Below are 17,883 nucleotides of genomic sequence, written 5' to 3' on the forward strand. Positions count from 1 at the left end.
AGCCGAGGCACAGGTCGGCGGCTACTCCTCGATCGGCACGTCCGTGATGCGCCACTGCGCACCGGAGGTGGTGCGTTCCCCGGCCACCAGGGTCGCCGGCATGTCGACGGTCACCGTGTCCGCGCCCACGTCGGGCCACACGACGGTTGCCGTGTCCCAGCCACCCACCTCGAGCACGCCGCGCATCTCCAGCTCCGCCAGCGGGTGACGATCGGCGTCGTCCTCGTCGCGCAGGGCGTAGTCGAGGGGGAAGACCCGCTGGTCCCCGACGAGCAGGGTGACCCCGGTGGCAGCCATCTGGAGCTGGGGGTTCCACGCCCCGCGGGCGTCCTTGGTGCCCTGGTTGACCGCCCAGCCGGCGATCGCGGGCTCGCCCGCGACACGCTCGACACGCAGGTCCCCGACGAGCGTCCGACCCACCCGGCGGATCCGCTCCACGTCGATCTTCACCTCGCCGTCCCACTCCCGGTAACCGACGACGACACCCTCGTCGACGTTGCCGACCGGACCGGTGGCGGCCGGCAGAGCACCGGCGGACGGCTCGGGCTCGGCCTGCGCACTGCTCGGGTCCGGGGTCGCGAACTCCAGCTCGACGCGCCGGTTCAGCGCCCGCGCCTCGGCGGAGGTGCCGTCGACGGCGGGGTCGCGGAAGGCGCGCCCCTCCACCGTGACCTCGAAGGACGAGAGGTCGACCAGCTCGCCCAGCCGGGTCGCCACGGCGTCCGCGCGCCGCTGCGAGAGCTCCTGGTTGTGCTGCTCGGTTCCCACGTCGTCGGTGTGCCCCACCACGGTCAGCTCGCCGGGGTCAGCGCCGGCCAGGTCCCTGCCGGCGGCCTCGAGGGCGGCGTCGGCCTCCGGGGAGAGATCTGCGGAGTCCGGTGCGAAGAGGACGTCGGTGGCGATGGCGACGGTCGTGACGTCCTCGACCTCCCGGGTCCGCACGGTGCCCTCGTCGACCTCGCGGTAGACGGCGAGCGGCCGGACCGGGGCGGTGAGCTCCTCCGGCGTCGCGTCGATCATGGCGGCGACCTCCGCCACGCCCACCTCCCCCTCGTCGACGACCGGCACATCGTCGACGAGACCGAGGTGGGGGACGAGCACCGCCGTGGTGTCTGTCGAGGGGGCCGCGAACACGGCGTGGAAGACGACCGTCTCGCCGCCCACCCGGGCGAACTTCTCCTCGTTCTCGACCGCTCGTACCCCCTCGGCGTCGTGGGCCGTGAGCGAGACGGTGCGCTCCTCGGTGTCGACCAGCCGCAGGTTCGTCGGACGTGCCGGTCCCGTACCGGTCCAGGTGAAGCCGAACTGGACCGGCAGGTAGATATCCTCCCCGCCACCTGTCGCCGTGATCGAGACCGGGAGCACGGCGAGCTCGCCGTCCCGGACGACAGGGCCGAGGCCCAGCTCGACCGTCGCGCCATCGATCTCCCCGTCGACGACGACCGCCTCCGCGGTCTCGGGGCTGCTCGTCTCGTCCTGGGCGGCGGACGCCTCGGCAGTCTCTGCGGGAGCCGTAGGTCCTTCTGAGGCCGGTTCCGTCCCCGAGCACGCTGCGAGCGCCAGCGCGATTCCGACAGACCCGACGACGGCACGGAGGGAGGGAGTCAGCACGTCCACATCCTAGGCAAGGGGATCCCGCAGGCCGGACCGGACCTCGGCACACGCATGAGGCGACCGGTTCCTTGGTACACGCCTGACGCGACCGGTTCCTTGGTACACGCTTGAGCCGACCGGCTCCCTGGCTCGCCCGCCCACGGCTCCTTGGCATACGCCTGCGCGATCGGGCCCCCTCACACGTATGAGGCGATCGGCGCTACGACGCCGCTCCGGATGCGGCCGAGCACCCCCCACGACACACTGGCGACACCAGACCCGCACCGCCGGGTCCACAGAAGAAGGAGCGACGCATGGGTATCGGAGGGGGAATCTTCCTCATCGTGATCGGCGCCATCCTGGCTTTCGCGGTGTCCGACGTGATCGAGGGTGTCGACCTGACGATGGTCGGCTACATCTGCATGGGCGCTGGTGTGATCGCCCTGATCATCGCGCTGATCATGCACAGCCAGCGCACCAACACCACCCACACGGAACGGGTCGAGCGCCGCGACGACCGCCACCTCCACGGTGACGGGACGGTCTGACCCGCGGAAGGCTCCGCCGACCGACGGCGGACCACAGGGCCGGTCCCGCGCGCACGCGTGGGCCGGCCCTTCGATCTCCGGGCGACGATCTCCCGCCACCGACCGCGCTCGCACGGCACGAGAGAGAGCCGAGCGGGCCGTGGGCCGTTAGCGTGGCTCCCATGGGCCTGTCGCGCATCGCCGCCTCCGTCGAGGACGCGATCAACCGCAAGAGCGTCGTCTACCTCAAGGACCGGGGCTGGCGCCCACGAGTCATCGGTCTCACCGGGTACGGCTCGGTGCGTTCCCTGCACGTGCTCGGCCGGGTGGTCATGTCCGACCCGCACACCGAGGCCGAGGACCCGGAGGAGGCGGACGAGACCGCACCGGTCGGCCCGATCAACGTCGCCGCCGAGGCGCAGCGCGGCTGGCGGTCCTTCTTCACCGCCCAGGTCGGCTTCCTGCCCGTCACGGTGCGGGCCGGCGGGCAGGAGATCCGCTCGACGACGGACCGCGGCGGCTACATCGACGTCATGGTCCGCGACCACGGGCTGGAGCCTGGCTGGCACGAGGTCGTCATCGACGCCCGTGCGGCCGAGCCCGTCACCGCCGAGGTGCTCGTGGTCGACCCCGAGGTGCGCACCGGCATCGTCTCGGACATCGACGACACCATCATGGTCACGATGCTGCCGCGCGCGCTCATCGCCGCCTGGAACACGTTCGTGCGCCACACCTCGGCCCGCCGCGCGGTGCCCGGCATGGCCGACCTCTACCGGCAGGTGCTGGCCGACCACCCGACCGCGCCGGTCTTCTACCTCTCCACCGGCGCCTGGAACACGGCACCGACGCTGCGGCGCTTCATGGACAAGAACGGGTACCCGGAGGGGCCGATGCTCATGACGGACTGGGGGCCGACACCGACAGGACTGTTCCGCTCGGGCGTGGAGCACAAGCGTACCCAGCTGCGGAACCTGCTCATCACGTTCCCGGACATCCGGTGGGTGCTGGTCGGCGACGACGGCCAGCACGACCCGATGATCTACGACGAGATCGCCCGCGAGCACCCCCGTCACATCGGCGCGATCGCGATCCGCCAGCTCAGCCCGGCCGAGCAGGTCCTGGCGCACGGCACGACCGAGGCGATCGAGGAGCCCACCGCGCTGCGCAACGCCACCGCCGAGCACGGCGTCCCGACGGTGCAGGGTCGTGACGGTCACGCCCTGGCCACGCTGCTGCCGAAGGTCGTCGACGAGCGGCGGGCCGCGGCTGCCGTCGAGCGGTAGCCCGGCCACGCAGAACGGCGTCCCGAGGAGTGCTCCCCGGGACGCCGTCCGTGCTGCAGGTCAGCCGCGGCTGTCCTGGATCCGGTCCTTGGAGTCCTGCGCCTGGCCACGGACGTCCTCGGTCGCGCCCTGGGCCTCGCCCTTGACGTCCTCGGCCCCGCTGGTCGCGGTGTCCTTGACCTGCTGGGCCCCCTCGGTGGCGGTGGCCTTGACCTGCTCCGCCGCCTCCTTCGCCGGCTCACGGAGGTGGTCGGCCATCTCCTGGCCCATGCCCTTGGCCTCCTCGGTGACCTCGTGGAGGGCGTCGCTCTCCTTGACCTGCCCCACCAGCTCCTGCTCCTTGCGGGAGGAGGGGATGAGCGAGGCGGCGAGGAGCCCGACGCCGAACGCGATCAGGCCGGCGGCGACAGGGTTGCCCTCGGCCTGGGCCTTGAGCTCGTGCGGCGCCTCGCGGGCGCTGTCCTTCAGCGAGCCCGCGCTGTCCCTGAGCGAGTCAGCACGGTCGGAGACGCTCCCGCGGGCGTCGTCGGCGGCGCCGAAGATCTTGTCCCGCACACCGCCGACCTTGTTCTTGACCTTCTCGGTCTGGCGTTCGGCCACCCGCGAAGGGCTGACCTTGTCGGTCAGGGCGTCGACGTCGTCGCTCAGCTCTGCCCTGGTGCGCTCGATGTCGGCACGGATCTGGTCCGGGTCGTTGCTCGTGGTCATGGCTTGTTCTCTCCCTTGAGTGCATCCGGGATCTTCTTGACGGTGTCGGCGGTCTGGGGGACGCCCCGGACACGCTTCATCTGCTTCTTGCCCTGCATGGCCAGCACGGCGGCGACGACGGCCCAGATGACGGCGACGATCAGCGCCGCCCAGCCGAGGGCCGGGTTGTCGTCGCCGTCTCCGATCATCGCCCCGAGCGCCCACCACAGGGCGAGGGAGGCGAAGAGGAGGAAGAAGTGCGCGGCCCAGGCGGCGCCGCCGAACATCCCCGCCCCCTTGCCGGCCTTCTTCGCCGAGTCGGCGGTCTCGGCCTTGGCCAGGGCGATCTCCTGACGCACCAGCGCCGAGAGATCCTTGCTGACCTCACCGAAGAGCTCCCCGACGGACGCCTGCGGGGCGTCGTTCGTGCGGCCGGGGCCGTCGGGGGCGGTCATCGGACGCCACCGGTGCCGGGCACCGGCGGGTCCGTCGGCGCGGTGTATGCCGGGCCGGTCGTCCCCGTCGTCGGCGTGCCGCCGGGCGGTGCGTACTCGGTGGTCACCTGCTCGCCCGCCCGGTACCGCCCGCCCGTGCCGTAGTCGGCCGGGTACCCCGCCGGTGCGGGCCGGGACGTGGAGCCGGCCTGGGTCCCGACGGATCCGTAGCCGGACGCACCGCCGCCTGACTCACCCCCGCTGCTGCTGTCCTTGAGGCTGCGTGCCACCCGTCCGGCGACCAGCCCGAGCCCGGCTGCAATCACCATGAAGGTGCCGGGGTGACGCCGGGCGTAGCGCGAGACCTCGTCGAGCACGTCGCCCGGCTCGCGGTCCTCGAGCCAGCGCCCGACCTTGTCCACGTAGGACGACGCCTGCTTCGCCAGGTCCGTGGCGAGCCCCTGCTCCTGCGAGCCGTCGGCCATCGAGCTCAGCTCGCCCGAGAAGCTGCGCAGCCCGCCCGCGAGGCGACGCTGCTGGGAGCTCGTCTGCTCGGTGAGCTCACCGCGGGTCTGGTCGAACAGGTCCTTGGCCTGGTTCTTGGCCTCGGTGGCGGCGCGCCTGGCCTGGTCGGTGGCCTCGTGCGCCGTCTCCTTCGCCGCGTCCTTGGCCGTGTCCTTGACCTGCCCGGCATCCTCCTTGGCCGTGCCGGCCAGGTGGGACGCCTCCTCCTTGGCGGTGTCCTTCGTGCCCTGCGGCTCGTCCGTCGGCGGTACGACCGCCGCTCCGGCCCCCGGCTCGCGCACCGGCGGGTACGCCGGCGGCTGGCTCGTCGGCGGCGGGGTCGTCGCACGACCTGCGTCGCCACCCGTACCGAACGGGTCTCCCGGACGGCTTGTCCCCTCAGTCATGGTCAGTCCCTTCCTTGGCCCAGTGAAGCGTTTGCGCAACGCTCTTGAACAAGGTAAGCCCTGATACGCCCGCTGTCGCACCCAGGCGAGAATCGGCGCGGAGACGTGTCAGAGGCCGCCGGCCCGGCAGCTCTCCGCCGTGCTGTTGCACTGCAGGCACCACTCCTGGCCCACCACCGGGTCGTACTGGTGCTCGTGCCGCCGCAGGTCGGGGTCGTCGAAGGGCAGGGTGTCCTGGACGCTGCGCGGCGCCAGCTCGCGGAACATGGCGACGGCGACGTCGTGCGGCACCACGCCCTCGGAGACCAGCTGGGCGAGCTCGTCGAACGCCCGGTGACGGGCGGCACGCTCGCGCTCCCGCCGGGCCCGCGGAGACTCGAAGGCCGTCATCGTCTCCTCCTGTGGCTCGCAGGAGGCGCCCGCCGGGGTGCCCTGTCCCCCGATCCTTCCACCGCCGGGCGTCCTCCGCCGCAGAAAGGCGCCCACCTCTCGCCTCAGCCCGCGGCGGCCACCGTGGCGCGCCGCGTCCCGGGCAGCTCGACGCCGCGGTCGGCGAGGAACCGGATCGGCTCGACGGGGATCCCGCCGACCCGGATCTCGAAGTGCAGGTGCGGCCCGGTGGAGTTGCCGGAGGAGCCCACGCGGGCGATCTGCTGGCCGGCGGTGACGACGTCACCCACCCGCACCAGGATCCCGCTCGGCCAGGGATGGACGTACCTGGACTGGACGCCGCCGCCGTGGTCGACGGCGACCATGTACCCGGAGTTCCCGCCGGAGGACGGCCCGGCGACGGTGACGATCCCGTCGGCCGCCGCGTAGATCGGGTGCCCGTCCGGGGCCGCGAGGTCGGCACCCGAGTGCAGGGTCAGCTGCCCGGTGATCGGGTGCACGCGCTGACCGAACGCGGAGGAGTAGCGGACGTTGCCCAGGATCGGCGACGTCCAGCCCTCCGCGGTGACCGCCCCGACGGACAGGGCCGAGCACGGGCTCGGCCCCGCCGACGCGGCCAGGGCCGCCAGGTCCTCCCCGGCGAGCCCGTTCACGACGGCGACGGCGTCGCGCCAGTACCGCTCGTAGTGGTAGGGGTCGGCGTTGACCTGGACGCGGTGCGCGACGATCGTCGGCGGCAGCAGGCCACGATCGGCGACGGCGGCCAGCTTCTCGAAGAACATCGTCGCCGACGCGGTGGGATCCATCCGCTCCTCGTAGGTGCCCCAGGCACCGTTGTCGCGCTGCTGGAACAGGCCCCGCGAGTCCGGCCCGGCGAGGTCGCCGTGGTCGAGCACCTGCAGGCTCGACTCCCCCATCGCGGTCATCACACCGATCGTCTGGTCACGCACGCTCAGGCCCAGGTCCGCGCCGGCGTTGATGATCGCCGCGGCGTTGGCGAGCTGGACGCCGCCGTAGCCGTTGATCTCCGCCAGCTCCGCCCCGGCCAGCTCCACCCGGATGCCCGGGCCGCCCACGTTGCACGCGGCGAGGGCGTCGTCCTCGGCGTCGATGTACAGCACGAGCGCGACGACGGCGACCAGGCTCGCCGCCAGGGCGAGCACCGCTGCCACGACCGCCGCACGCATCTCAGCCCGCCCCCTCGGGCGGCGTGATCCGCTCGACCAGCCAGTCCGTGGGGCCGTCCTGGCGGGAGAGGAGAACCTGGTAGACGCCGACGTCGGTGGCGACGTCCACCCGCGCGAGGTAGACGCTCGGCTCCTCGGCCACGACCGGTTCGCCGCTCACCGTCGTCGCGGGGATCGAGGCGGGCTGGACCCACTGGTAGTCCTGCTGCGCCCCGGGGGTCAGCAGACCGGAGAGCTCCGCCCACCACTGCTCGGGGTCGGCGGCGGGACGGGCGTAGAGCCGCATCGCCTCCCCTGCCACCGTCCGCGCCTGCGCACGGGAGGCGTCGTCCCAGACCGGCACCGGCGCCCCGGTCACCTCCTCGTCCCCGGGCGCGTGCAGCGGGGCGCCGGCCGGGGCGGACGGCGCAGGCACGGGCGTGGTGGCCGCGCCGGTGGGCGTCGGGGACGGGGCGACGGTGGTCGGGGCCGGACCGGGCCCCGGGCCGGTGCACGCCGGCAGGAGCACGGCCACCACGAGCGCGGCCGCCGCAGCCCGAACGGCAGTGCGGGTGGATCCCACCACCACCTCATTCCCCGGTACCACGTGCGCGGGCGAGATCGCCTCCCCCGTTGCACTGTCCCAATAGAGTGAACTGGGTCACCATGATGGCTGAGAAAGACGCATGATGAGGGTTCGACAGCGACAGCTCCGCACGATCGTGCGGAGAGACGGGGGATCGGCACATGGGGCTGAACCGGGTCGAGGACCGGCGGGCCGGTACCGTCGAGGCGAGCGTCACCTTCCCGGTGCCCACCGGGCCGGCTATGCCGCAGCGCGGCGTCCCCTCTCCCGAGCACGCCCTCGCGGTCCGGGTGCGTCCGCGACGGGCGCAGCCCTGGTGGCTCGGCGCCCACGGCGGAGCCGGTGAGTCCACTCTCGCCGCCCTGGTGGGCGGCTCGGCTGCCGCCGACCACGCCTGGCCGGTTCCCCCCGGCACCGACGCGCCGCACGACGTCGTGCTCGTCGCCCGCACCAGCCTCACCGGGCTGCGGGCCGCACAGGTGGCGGCCACCCAGTGGGCCGCCGGGGACGTGCCGGGCGTGCAGCTGCTCGGCCTCGTCCTCATGGCCGACGCCCCCGGCCGCACGCCCACCCCGCTGCGTGACTTCGCACGGCTCGTGGCCGGCGGCGTGCCCCGGACGTGGTCGGTGCCGTGGGTGCCCTCCTGGCGGCTGACCGGGGAGCCCACCACCGCACCGGCCGCCCTCGACCGCCTGCGCCGCGACCTGAGCTCCCTCCTCACCGGCGCTCGCCCGGGGAAAGGCTGACGTGGTCCCCGCCGGCGCCCTGGAGCTCCTGACGGCGGCCCACGTCCTCGTCCTCACGAACGTCCCCGACCCCGGCCGTGGCGAGGCGCCACCGGGCACCGAGGGCTTCCTCGAGGTGCTCGCCTGGTCGAAGTGGGTCGCCCTGGGGATCTGCGTGCTCGGCCTGATCGTCGCCGGCGCCCTGATGGCCGTGAACTCGCGGCGCGGCGAGGGCGGCGAGCACCTCGGCCGCATCGGCATGGCGCTCGCGGGCGTGATCGTCATCAGCGCCGCCTACTTCCTCGTCGGTGCACTGGCCTGAGCCGGCGGTGGACGCATGGAGGACGAGCGCAACGTATGGGCCAGGCCGGCGTTCCTCGTCTCGGCCGTGCTCGTCGTCGGCCTCGTCGTGCTCGCCGTCTGGCTCGCCGCCACCCAGGCGGGTGGTGCCGACCGGGCGGACCCACCCGTGCCCGTCCCGTCGGCCACGCCGACGGCGGAACCGGACATGGCCTCGGTGTGCGGCCTGGCGCAGGTCGAGCTCGACGGCACCGTCGTCCGCGCCCCCGCCACCACCAGCTGGAGCCTCGTCGGCACGGTCGCGGCTCCCGAGGTCCCCGGCGCGGGCCCCGGGGTCGTGGCCGACGACGGGCTGCGCACCTGCTACGCCCGCACCCCCGTCGGGGCGCTGGTCGCCGCCGCCAACGTGGTCGCGATGGGCTCGACCGACCTGCTCGTGCCCCGCATGACCGAGACGATGACCGCCGCCGGACCCGGCCGGGACGCCGCGCTGGTCCGCCTGACCGAGCCCGACGACTCCCCCAGCCCCGCCGCGCGCTACCAGCTGCGCGGCTTCCGCATGCTCGGCTACACCGGCGAGCGCGCCTCGGTGGACATCGCCATCAGCGTCGGCGACGGCGCCCTGGGCAGCTTCGTCGTCGACCTGATCTGGCAGGACGGGGACTGGAAGGTCCGCCTCACCGAGGACGGCCGGCTCGGCAGCCCACCCACCCAGGTGCCCGACCTGGCCGGCTACACCCTGTGGTCGGGGGCGTGATGGCCACCCCGGACCCGACCCCCACCCTGCCGGCCGACCCCGGCTGCGACCCGCTCGACGTCTCCTGCGCGACGGCCGGCTGGCAGGTCGACGGCGGCTCGACCGCCCTCGACGAGCTCGCGAGCGCCGTCATGGAGGCGCTCGACACCACGCTCGGGGCGCTGGGCACGATGTGGGTGGACGTCGCCACGCCGTCGCTCACCGGCGACGGCGAGGGCGCGATCGAGGCCGGCGAGGTCGCGCCGGAGTCGGTCGCCGCGGTCGAGACGGTCCTCGGCTACGTCGTCTGGGTCTCCCTGGGCGTGGCGGTCCTGTCCATCGTCGCGCTCGGCGCGTGGATGGCCCTGGCCGGGCGGCGCGGCGACGGCGAGCGCCACCTGGGCCGGCTCGGCGTCGTGCTCGGCGGGGTCATCCTCATCTCCGCGGCCTCCGGGCTGGTGGCGGCGCTGGTGCCCGCCGAGCGGTTCGCGTCCACCGGCTCCGCGCCCGTCGCCACGACCCAGAACGCCCTGTGGTGGTTCACCGCCGCCATGGCCGTGCTCGCCGTGATCGTCGCCGGCGCGAAGATGGCGTGGGAGCAGCGCGCCGCCGCGGGCCGCGACCTCGTGCGCTCGCTGCTGACGCTGGTGGTCGTCGCCGGTGCTGGGCTGACGGTCATCGCGCTCGCCGTCGTGGCCGCGGACTCCTTCGCCCTGTGGCTCCTCGAGCGGGTCACGGGCGGCGCGGACTTCGGCGCACAGGTCACCGCGATGCTGACCTTCTCCGACACCATGGGCGTGCTGCTGATCATCGTGCTCGGGCTCATCGCGGTGGTCGCGGCGTTCGTGCAGATCATGCTGCTGGTCCTGCGCGGGGCGATGCTGGTGATCCTGGCGGGCATCTTCCCGCTGTCGGCCTCGTTCACGAACACCGCCGTGGGCCGGTCGTGGTTCTACCGCGTCATCGCCTGGATCGTCGCCTTCGTCCTGTACAAGCCGGCCGCGGCCATCGTCTACGCCACCGCGTTCCAGCTCACCGAGCAGAACCTCTTCGCCGACGACGGCACCGGGTTGGTGCCGGTGCTCGCGGGCATCATCCTCATGGTCCTCGCACTGATGGCCCTGCCGGCGCTGATGAGCGTCGTCGCACCGCTCGTCGGCACCGTCGCACCGTCGGCCACGCCGGCCGCCACGACCCTGCCGCCCGGGACGTCGGCCGCGATGCCCACCGGGGCGGTCTCCGTGCACCGGCTCCGCCCGGCGGCGGGGCCCAGCGGGGCGGTCGGACTGCCCGGCAGCTCCGCGGTCCTGGCGCCGGCGGGCGGCCAGGACGGCGGTCGTCACGCGGGCCCGGGCGGTGCGCTCGAGGGCGGTCCCAGCGGCCGTGACGGTCCGGCGACCCCGCCGGGCGCCGCCGACGCCCTGGACGAGAGCCGCGGATCCCGCGCGGGCGAGACGGCGCCGCGCGAGACTGAGGAGCACGAGTCGGCCGAGCCCGAGGGTCCGGCCGAGACAGGACCGGCCGATCCCGGTCCGGCGCACCTGAGCACCGAGGGAGATGGTTCGCGTGCCGGCCACCGCTGAGCCAGGGCACCACGTGCCCCGCACCTACGGCAACTGGCGCCGGCCCACGAGTCCGGGCCTGATGGGGCTGGGCACGGTCGGGACGATGATCCTCATGGGCGGCCTGATCGTCGTCGTCCTGGTCGTCATGCTCTCGGACCTGCTCCGCGGCCTCGCCGTGGCGGCCGGCCTGGCCGTTCTCCTCATGGCGATCGCGGTGCGCGACAAGCACGGCCTCAACGCGCTCGACAAGGGCTCCGCCCGCGTCGGGTGGTGGCGCCAGCGCTCGGCCGGGGAGCACCTGTACCGCTCCGGGCCGCTGGGCCAGGTGCCGTGGGGCACCAACCAGCTGCCCGGCCTGGCGGCGGCGTCGAAGCTCAGCGAGCACTCCGACTCCTACGGCCGCCGCTTCGCGCTGCTGCGCGTCCCGTCGACCTCCACGTTCACGATCGTCATCGGCACCGAGCCCGACGGCGCGGCCCTGGTGGACGAGGAGCAGGTGGACGCCTGGGTCTCGGACTGGGGGCTGTGGCTGGCCAACCTCGGTGACGAACCCGGGATCGTCGCCGCCTCGGTGACCGTCGAGACCGCCCCCGACACGGGCACCCGTCTGCGCCGCGAGGTCGCCACCAACATCGACCCCGACGCCCCGGAGTTCGCCCGCGCGCTGCTCGCCGAGACGGTGCGCGACTACCCGAGCGGCTCCTCCACTGTCCGCGCGTACGTGGCGCTGAGCTTCGCGGCGGCCCGGGGCGGGAAGAAGCGCAGCGCCGCCGAGCTCGCCCGCGAGCTCGGCGCCCGACTGCCCGGCCTGACGGGTGAGCTGCAGGCCACCGGCGCCGGTCCGGCGCACCCGCTGGACGCCCAGGAGCTCTGCGAGCTGGTGCGCGTCGCCTACGACCCGGCGTCGGCCACGGCCATCGACGAGCTGCACGCCCGTGGTGAGGCGACAGCGCTCTCGTGGTCCGACGTCGGGCCGTCGGCCGCCGAGGCCACCTGGGACGACTACCGGCACGACTCCGGGCTGTCGGTGACCTGGGCGATGACCGGGGCGCCGCGCGGCAACGTCCAGTCCTCGATCCTGGCCCGGCTGCTCGCCCCGCACCGGGACGTCGCGCGCAAGCGGGTGACCCTGCTCTACCGACCGATCGACGCCGCCAGCGCCGCGGCGATCGTCGAGGCGGACCTGCGTGCCGCCCAGTTCCGCCAGACGTCCTCGGACAAGCCCACCGCCCGCGACGTGCTCGCCACCCGCGCGGCGGCGCTGACCGCCCAGGAGGAGGCGGCCGGGGCCGGCCTGGTGAACTTCGGCATGCTGGTCACGGCCACGGTGCTGGACGTCGCACGGGCTGCGGACGCCCACGCCGCGGTGGAGAACCTCTCGGCGACGGCCCGCCTGCGGCTGCGTCCGGTCTACGGCTCGCAGGACTCCGCCTTCGCCGCCGCGCTGCCCCTGGGCCTGGTCCTGCCCCGGCACCTGGCGCTGCCCGGCCAGGTCAGGGACCGGCTGTGAGCGACCGGCAGGCCACGGCGCAGCAGCGCCGGCCCGGCCCGCGCGGATGGCCCGGGCTGGGCCGGGGCCGCTCGACGGAGGTCCAGCCGGTGCCGGAGTGGCGCGGCTCGACCCGCCAGGTGTGCGGGCTGTGGCCGTACGCGATCGGCTCCGGCACCCCGATGGTGGGTGTGCCGCTCGGCCGGAACATGACGTCCGGCGCGACGGTGTGCTGCGACCCGGTCTCGTGGTTCCAGCGGGCCAACCTCATCTCCAACCCGTCCGCCTTCGTGCTCGGTCTGCCGGGCCTGGGCAAGTCGACGCTGGTGCGGCGGATGGCGGCCGGGCTCGCCGGCTACGGCGTGATGCCGCTGGTGCTCGGCGACCTCAAGCCGGACTACGTCGACCTCATCGAGGCGCTGGGCGGCCAGGTCATCACGCTCGGCGGCGCACGGGGGCACATCAACGTCCTCGACCCTGGCGAGGCGACGTCGGCGGCCGCCGTCCTGACGGGGACCGCGCGGCAGCTGGTGCTCGCCGACGCGCACGAGCGGCGGCTGACGATGGTCTCGTCCCTGCTCACGATCCTGCGCGCCCAGCCGCCGAGCGACCGCGAGGAGACGATCCTCGACCGTGCGCTGCGCGTGCTGGACGAGCGGCACGTGGGCGTGCCGGTGCTGCCGGACCTGCTGGCGGTGATCCGCGAGGCCCCCGAGGACGTGCGCCAGGTCGCGCTGGACCGTGGCTCGCTCGACAGGTACCAGGTCCTGACCGAGAACCTCGAGGCGTCGCTGATCGGCCTGGTCGACGGCGGCCGGCTGGGGCGGACGTTCTCGCACCCCACGTCGAGCCCGATGCGCCGGGACCGCCCCGTGGTCTACGACGTGAGCCACATCGACGACGCCCAGACCGACCTGCAGGCCGCGGTGATGCTGGCGTGCTGGTCCGCCGGGTTCGGCATGGTCAACGTCGCCAACGCGCTGGCCGACGCCGGTGTGGAGCCGCGCCGGCACTACTTCGTCGTCCTGGACGAGCTCTGGCGGGTGCTGCGGGCCGGGCGCGGGATCGTCGACCGGGTCGACGCCCTCACCCGGCTCAACCGCACCCGGGGGGTGGGGACCGCGATGATCTCTCACACCATGTCCGACCTCCTGGCGCTGCCGGCGGAGGAGGACCGGATGAAGGCCCGCGGGTTCGTCGAGCGCTCCGGGATGGTCATCGCCGGCGGCCTGCCCGGGGCGGAGATGGCCATGCTGACCCAGGCGGTGCCGATGTCCCGCGCCGAGCAGGAGATGCTGATCGGCTGGCAGGACCCGCCCGCCTGGGACCCGATCCACAACCGGGAGACGGAGCCGCCCGGTCGCGGGAAGTTCCTCGTCAAGGTGGGCGGCCGACCGGGCATCCCCGTGCAGGTCCAGCTCACCAGCGTCGAGATGGGCATCCACGACACCAACAAGCGTTGGCGCGAGATGTCGCGCGTCGCTCGGGTGGAGCGGGACGAGATCGAGGCGTGACGGCGCAGCTCGGGCCGGCGCGCCGGGGCCTGAGCACCGTCTACTGACCTGGCACCGGATACGGACCTGCGTGGCGTGCGCAGGGGAAGAAGAATCGGGGCGCTTCCGTCCTCTAGAGCGCACGAACCGGAGCGGCTACCGTGACCGCCGGGCACGGCGTCGTGCCCGCTCCGTCCGCATCGCCCCGGGGAACGGTCGGCGACGACCCTGCAGTGCCTGCCCCGGGCTGAGACAACTCGCCCCGCCAGGGGCGTAGAGGGGAACTCATGCGACAGTCACTCACGCGCACGGTGGTCGGGACCTCCGCCACCGCTGCGCTCGCGATGGCCGGTCTGGCGTCACCCGCCCTGGCCGACCACTCATCGGTGCCGCCGGCAGACCTCGGCAGCGCCGGTGATGAGACGATCACCGTCCCGATCAACGACTCCGCCGCCGGTGGCACGTACTACCAGCCGTTCGAGCTGGCGTACTCGAACACCACCGCAGACGGCACCCCCGTGTACGTCTACGTCCCGACCGGCACGTTCGAGGACGTCGTGGGGACGCACAGCCTCGACCCGGCCTTCGACCACAACCCCGGCGACGAGTTCGTCCCGTGCGCGACCAGCGATCCCGCTGACTACACCCTCACCCAGGGGCAGATCGACTACCTCGGCGACGAGCTGAGCGGCCAGATCGTCCGGGTGGACGAGGAGCACTTCGGCCCGATGGACGCGGCCGACCCGGACGACCCGAGCAGCGACTCACTGGTGACGCTGGTCTACAACGTCCAGGACGACAGTTACTACGACTGCGCGGTCACCAGCTACACGGCCGGCTACTTCGCCCCGGACTTCGCGAACAGCCTGGGCATGAACGTCATCGTCCTCGACGCCTACGACTGGGCGAACCGGGTGGGCTCGGACCCGAGCACCGCACCGTGGGGCGACGACGACCCGGTCAACGACTCGCCCGAGCTGTACGAGGGCGTCATCGCCCACGAGCTCGAGCACCTGCTGATGAACTACTCCGACCCCGGCGAGCTGTCCTGGGTGGACGAGGGCCTGGCCGACGTCGCCGCCTTCCTCAACGGCTACGACATGACGGGCAGCCACCTGACGTACCAGCAGGTCTTCCACCGGGAGACCTCCCTGACCCGGTGGGCCGGCGGCCTCGAGAACTACGGTGCGTCGTTCAGCTACTTCGCCTACCTGTGGGAGCAGGCCGGCGGCAACGGTGACGGCAGCCTCGAGCCGGACCTGGAGTACGACGGCGCGGCCGGCGACCTGCTCATCAAGCTGATCTTCGAGGAGCAGGCGAACAGCATGGACGGGGTGCAGAGCGCCATCGACGCGTTCAACGCCCAGACCGGCTCGGACCTCCGCTCCGCGCAGGACCTCTTCCAGGACTGGGCCGTGACGATGTACCTCGACGACGAGGCCTCGGCGCTGTGGGACCTGGAGAACTTCGACCTCGGCCCGGCCTCCGGCGGGTGGACCATCGACCTCGCGAACAACGAGTTCTTCGACGACCGCGGGAACTACCAGGGCGCCCAGCCGCCGGCGAAGTGGGACCGGGCGGCGAACCGGCCGTCCGGCACCGCACTGCCGTTCGGCGTCTCGTACGAGAAGTTCCGCAACCCCGGCCCGCGGGTCAGCCTCGAGTTCACCGGCGAGGACTTCGCCCAGGTGGCGCCGCACAGCGGCCCCGACCACTGGTGGGGCGGCGACGCCAGCCAGTCGGACAACACGCTCGACCTGGCCACGCCGGTGACCGGCGGCGAGACCGTCAGCTTCTGGAACTGGCACTTCATCGAGGAGGGCTGGGACTTCGGCTTCGTCGAGGCCCTGGTCGACGGCGAGTGGGTCACCCTGGAGGTGACCGACGCCGCCGGCGCCGTCGTCTCGACGAACGAGGACCCGCACGGGAACAACACCGAGGGCAACGGCATCACCGGCACCTCGGGCGGGGAGTACTTCGTCGACGAGCCGCAGTACCTGCAGTACTCGGTGACCGTGCCGGAGGGTGCGACCGACCTGCGGTGGCGGTACTCCACCGACGCCGCGTACGTCGACACCGGCTGGTTCATCGACGACGTCACGGTCGACGGCGCGGCGGCCGACGTCGTCGACGAGGAGGGCGGCTGGATCGAGACCGACGGCAGGCAGGAGAACAACTGGTCCCTGCAGGTGATCTCCACCTGCGACCTCACACCGGGCACTGTCAGCCCGGGCGAGCTCACCGACGAGGCGGGCAACTTCGTGTACCGCTTCACGGGCGACCAGATCTCCACGTACATGCTGGACACCAGGTGCGCGAACGGGCCGAACAGCGACTTCGTCGTCGTCGTGTCCAACATGCCGACCGGGGACCTCAGCTCCCTGGACGCCACGTACGACTACGACGTGGTCAAGGTGAACGGGCGCCGGTAGCCCGCTCCGGCGGGACGCGGGGGTCGGGCCGGTGGGCCCGACCCCCGCGTCTGTGGCGGTCGGGCCGGCGGGCCGGACCCCGCGTCTGTGGCGCGCGGCGGGGCCACAGGGCGATCCTCGACGCGGCGCGTGTGGTTCCGCGTGCTGCCGGCACGGCTCCCGGCCGGCGTGGCGGGGCCCCGGCGCGATCCGCGACGGCGCGTGCAGTTCGGCGCGCTCCCGGCACGGCTCCGGGCCGGGCACCCGTAGGTGCACCGGCCCGGAGTCACTCCTGCGTGGTCGTCACACGCTCACGGGCTGCACGGCCGCGAGCGCGTCGAGCGCGCGCTGGGTGTCGGCGCGGACCTGGGCCTCCATCGCCGGGGTCAGCGCCGTGCGCGGCGGACGGCACGGGCCGCCGTAGCGACCGACCATGTCCATGCCCAGCTTGATGGCCTGGACGAACTCGACCTTGGAGTCCCAGCGGAAGGCGGCGATGAGGCGGCGGTAGATCTCGCGAGCCTCCGCGTAACGGCCCTCGACCATGTGGTTGTAGACCGCGACGGTCTCGGCCGGGAACACGTTGGGGTAGCCACCGAACCAGCCGACCGCGCCGTCGACCATGGACTCGAACAGCACGTCGTCGGCGCCGGCGATGACGTCGATGCTGGTGCCCGCGGCCTCGCAGGCGTCGGCGATCTCGAACGCCCGGCGCACGTCGGTGCTGAACTCCTTGATGGCGACGACGTTCTCGATGCCGGCGAGCTCGGCGACGAGGTCGGGGACCAGGTCGACCTTCGTGTCGATCGGGTTGTTGTAGATCATCATCGGCAGGCCCGCCTCGGCGACCTTCTCGAAGTGCTCGACGACGCCGCGCCGGTCGGAGCGGTACATCGTGGGCGGCAGGCACAGGACGCCGTCGGCGCCGTCCTCTGCGGCGAGCTCGGCCCAGTGCTTGGCCTGGTGCCATCCGGCCCCGTGCACCCCGGCGACCACGACGCCGCGGCCACCGACCGCCTCGACCGCGGTCTGCACGACCTTGCGGCGCTCCTCGTCGGTGAGCGAGGAGTACTCGCCGAGCGACCCGTTCGGGCCCACTCCGCGGCAGCCGTTGTCGATCAGCCAGCTGCAGTGCTCGGCGAACCGGTCGTAGTCGACCGCCAGGCCGGCGGGCGCCGCGGGGTCCTCCTTGTACGGCAGGGCGGTCGCGACGACCACGCCGCCGAGGTTGAGCTCAGCCATTGTCCACACCCTTCGAGTCGTGCCGGCATCGATGCTCGGCATCTGTAATATGTCACACCCTACTGGACGAGAACGCTTCCCGCCAGCACTTGCGATGCGCACCGTTGTTCTGGGGCTGCTGCGCCGCCGCCTGGCCGCGGAACGTCGGGTGCTGCGACGGCCCCTCCATGCGGAGTGCGACCGCGCCTTGGTGCGTGAAACCTCCGTGCGGGAGTGCTACGACCCCCCTTACCCGCGGAACATCCGTACGGACTATCCGGACAACTTTCCGCAACCGCGCCGGTCTGCTTCGGTGATCTCGCCCGGACCGGACGGAGCGGCCCCGAGTGCGGGGCCGATGGCCCG

The 17,883-nt window shown here is 73.1% G+C and carries 17 protein-coding genes; 9 read left to right on the forward strand and 8 right to left on the reverse strand.

From position 1 onward, the window contains the following. Window positions 1-21: 21 nt before the first annotated feature. Window positions 22-1,611: an OmpA family protein gene (locus GD748_RS03485; RefSeq protein ID WP_152193778.1), complete on the reverse strand. Its 1,590-nt coding sequence runs from the start codon at window positions 1,609-1,611 to the stop codon at window positions 22-24. Window positions 1,612-1,907: 296 nt separating this feature from the next. Here GD748_RS03485 and GD748_RS03490 point away from each other — a divergent pair, with 296 nt between their 5' ends. Both GD748_RS03490 and GD748_RS03495 read left to right on the forward strand, forming a co-directional pair. After that, window positions 1,908-2,141 carry a DUF6458 family protein gene (locus tag GD748_RS03490; RefSeq protein WP_152193779.1) on the forward strand — a complete coding sequence of 78 codons (234 nt, stop codon included), beginning with the start codon at window positions 1,908-1,910 and terminating at the stop codon, window positions 2,139-2,141. A 161-nt stretch (window positions 2,142-2,302) separates the two neighbouring features. Next, complete coding sequence (locus tag GD748_RS03495) at window positions 2,303-3,403, forward strand: App1 family protein (protein WP_152193780.1); 1,101 nt, start codon at window positions 2,303-2,305, stop codon at window positions 3,401-3,403. Between the two features lie 60 nt (window positions 3,404-3,463). Here GD748_RS03495 and GD748_RS03500 read toward each other — a convergent pair whose 3' ends face one another. The 6 genes from GD748_RS03500 to GD748_RS20110 form a co-directional block, all read right to left on the reverse strand. Next, on the reverse strand, window positions 3,464-4,111 hold the full coding sequence (locus tag GD748_RS03500; protein ID WP_152193781.1) for a DUF3618 domain-containing protein: 648 nt from the start codon (window positions 4,109-4,111) through the stop codon (window positions 3,464-3,466). Next, window positions 4,108-4,545, reverse strand: coding sequence for a phage holin family protein (locus GD748_RS03505; protein ID WP_152193782.1), 438 nt, complete (start codon window positions 4,543-4,545; stop codon window positions 4,108-4,110). Before GD748_RS03505 ends, GD748_RS03500 begins: the two co-directional genes overlap by 4 nt. Next, window positions 4,542-5,435 carry a hypothetical protein gene (locus GD748_RS03510; protein ID WP_152193783.1) on the reverse strand — a complete coding sequence of 298 codons (894 nt, stop codon included), beginning with the start codon at window positions 5,433-5,435 and terminating at the stop codon, window positions 4,542-4,544. The genes GD748_RS03505 and GD748_RS03510 overlap by 4 nt, the downstream gene beginning before the upstream one ends. A 108-nt stretch (window positions 5,436-5,543) precedes the next feature. Beyond that, a complete protein-coding gene (locus GD748_RS03515; protein ID WP_152193784.1) occupies window positions 5,544-5,825 on the reverse strand; it encodes a hypothetical protein in 282 nt (93 codons plus the stop codon). 104 nt (window positions 5,826-5,929) lie between these two features. Continuing rightward, window positions 5,930-7,012: a M23 family metallopeptidase gene (locus GD748_RS03520; protein ID WP_152193785.1), complete on the reverse strand. Its 1,083-nt coding sequence runs from the start codon at window positions 7,010-7,012 to the stop codon at window positions 5,930-5,932. 1 nt (window position 7,013) lies between these two features. Beyond that, window positions 7,014-7,574: a hypothetical protein gene (locus tag GD748_RS20110; RefSeq protein ID WP_152193786.1), complete on the reverse strand. Its 561-nt coding sequence runs from the start codon at window positions 7,572-7,574 to the stop codon at window positions 7,014-7,016. A 164-nt stretch (window positions 7,575-7,738) separates the two neighbouring features. On the opposite strand from GD748_RS20110, the gene GD748_RS03530 reads away from it, so the two are divergent. From GD748_RS03530 to GD748_RS03560, 7 genes are all read left to right on the forward strand, one after another. Further along, window positions 7,739-8,323, forward strand: coding sequence for a DUF6668 family protein (locus GD748_RS03530; RefSeq protein WP_152193787.1), 585 nt, complete (start codon window positions 7,739-7,741; stop codon window positions 8,321-8,323). Between the two features lies 1 nt (window position 8,324). After that, window positions 8,325-8,624, forward strand: coding sequence for a hypothetical protein (locus tag GD748_RS03535; RefSeq protein WP_226920711.1), 300 nt, complete (start codon window positions 8,325-8,327; stop codon window positions 8,622-8,624). Window positions 8,625-8,639: 15 nt separating this feature from the next. Further along, window positions 8,640-9,359 (forward strand): hypothetical protein, encoded by a 720-nt coding sequence (locus GD748_RS03540; RefSeq protein ID WP_152193788.1) that lies wholly within the window; start codon window positions 8,640-8,642, stop codon window positions 9,357-9,359. Beyond that, the gene (locus GD748_RS03545; protein ID WP_152193789.1) at window positions 9,356-10,921 is read left to right on the forward strand and encodes a hypothetical protein; all 1,566 of its coding nucleotides are present in this window, start codon (window positions 9,356-9,358) and stop codon (window positions 10,919-10,921) included. Before GD748_RS03540 ends, GD748_RS03545 begins: the two co-directional genes overlap by 4 nt. Then, window positions 10,896-12,413 carry an SCO6880 family protein gene (locus GD748_RS03550; protein ID WP_193312793.1) on the forward strand — a complete coding sequence of 506 codons (1,518 nt, stop codon included), beginning with the start codon at window positions 10,896-10,898 and terminating at the stop codon, window positions 12,411-12,413. The genes GD748_RS03545 and GD748_RS03550 overlap by 26 nt, the downstream gene beginning before the upstream one ends. After that, window positions 12,410-13,906, forward strand: a complete 1,497-nt coding sequence (locus tag GD748_RS03555; protein ID WP_152193790.1) for an ATP/GTP-binding protein — start codon at window positions 12,410-12,412, stop codon at window positions 13,904-13,906. The genes GD748_RS03550 and GD748_RS03555 overlap by 4 nt, the downstream gene beginning before the upstream one ends. A 266-nt stretch (window positions 13,907-14,172) precedes the next feature. Beyond that, window positions 14,173-16,317 carry a M6 family metallopeptidase gene (locus GD748_RS03560; RefSeq protein WP_152193791.1) on the forward strand — a complete coding sequence of 715 codons (2,145 nt, stop codon included), beginning with the start codon at window positions 14,173-14,175 and terminating at the stop codon, window positions 16,315-16,317. 282 nt (window positions 16,318-16,599) lie between these two features. Here GD748_RS03560 and GD748_RS03565 read toward each other — a convergent pair whose 3' ends face one another. Beyond that, on the reverse strand, window positions 16,600-17,538 hold the full coding sequence (locus GD748_RS03565) for a dihydrodipicolinate synthase family protein (protein WP_152193792.1): 939 nt from the start codon (window positions 17,536-17,538) through the stop codon (window positions 16,600-16,602). Window positions 17,539-17,883 lie beyond the last annotated feature (345 nt).

The sequence above is a fragment of the Georgenia subflava genome (assembly GCF_009193155.1).
Lineage (GTDB): Bacteria > Actinomycetota > Actinomycetes > Actinomycetales > Actinomycetaceae > Georgenia > Georgenia subflava.

What these genes read in the sequence shown, in the direction of transcription:
- GD748_RS03490 (WP_152193779.1), top strand. Translation starts at nt 1,908, where the DNA reads ATGGGTATCGGAGGGGGAATCTTCCTCATCGTGATCGGCGCCATCCTG.
- GD748_RS03495 (WP_152193780.1), top strand. Translation starts at nt 2,303, where the DNA reads ATGGGCCTGTCGCGCATCGCCGCCTCCGTCGAGGACGCGATCAACCGC.
- GD748_RS03500 (WP_152193781.1), bottom strand. Translation starts at nt 4,111, where the DNA reads ATGACCACGAGCAACGACCCGGACCAGATCCGTGCCGACATCGAGCGC.
- GD748_RS03505 (WP_152193782.1), bottom strand. Translation starts at nt 4,545, where the DNA reads ATGACCGCCCCCGACGGCCCCGGCCGCACGAACGACGCCCCGCAGGCG.
- GD748_RS03510 (WP_152193783.1), bottom strand. Translation starts at nt 5,435, where the DNA reads ATGACTGAGGGGACAAGCCGTCCGGGAGACCCGTTCGGTACGGGTGGC.
- GD748_RS03515 (WP_152193784.1), bottom strand. Translation starts at nt 5,825, where the DNA reads ATGACGGCCTTCGAGTCTCCGCGGGCCCGGCGGGAGCGCGAGCGTGCC.
- GD748_RS03520 (WP_152193785.1), bottom strand. Translation starts at nt 7,012, where the DNA reads ATGCGTGCGGCGGTCGTGGCAGCGGTGCTCGCCCTGGCGGCGAGCCTG.
- GD748_RS03530 (WP_152193787.1), top strand. Translation starts at nt 7,739, where the DNA reads ATGGGGCTGAACCGGGTCGAGGACCGGCGGGCCGGTACCGTCGAGGCG.
- GD748_RS03540 (WP_152193788.1), top strand. Translation starts at nt 8,640, where the DNA reads ATGGAGGACGAGCGCAACGTATGGGCCAGGCCGGCGTTCCTCGTCTCG.
- GD748_RS03550 (WP_193312793.1), top strand. Translation starts at nt 10,896, where the DNA reads ATGGTTCGCGTGCCGGCCACCGCTGAGCCAGGGCACCACGTGCCCCGC.
- GD748_RS03560 (WP_152193791.1), top strand. Translation starts at nt 14,173, where the DNA reads ATGCGACAGTCACTCACGCGCACGGTGGTCGGGACCTCCGCCACCGCT.
- GD748_RS03565 (WP_152193792.1), bottom strand. Translation starts at nt 17,538, where the DNA reads ATGGCTGAGCTCAACCTCGGCGGCGTGGTCGTCGCGACCGCCCTGCCG.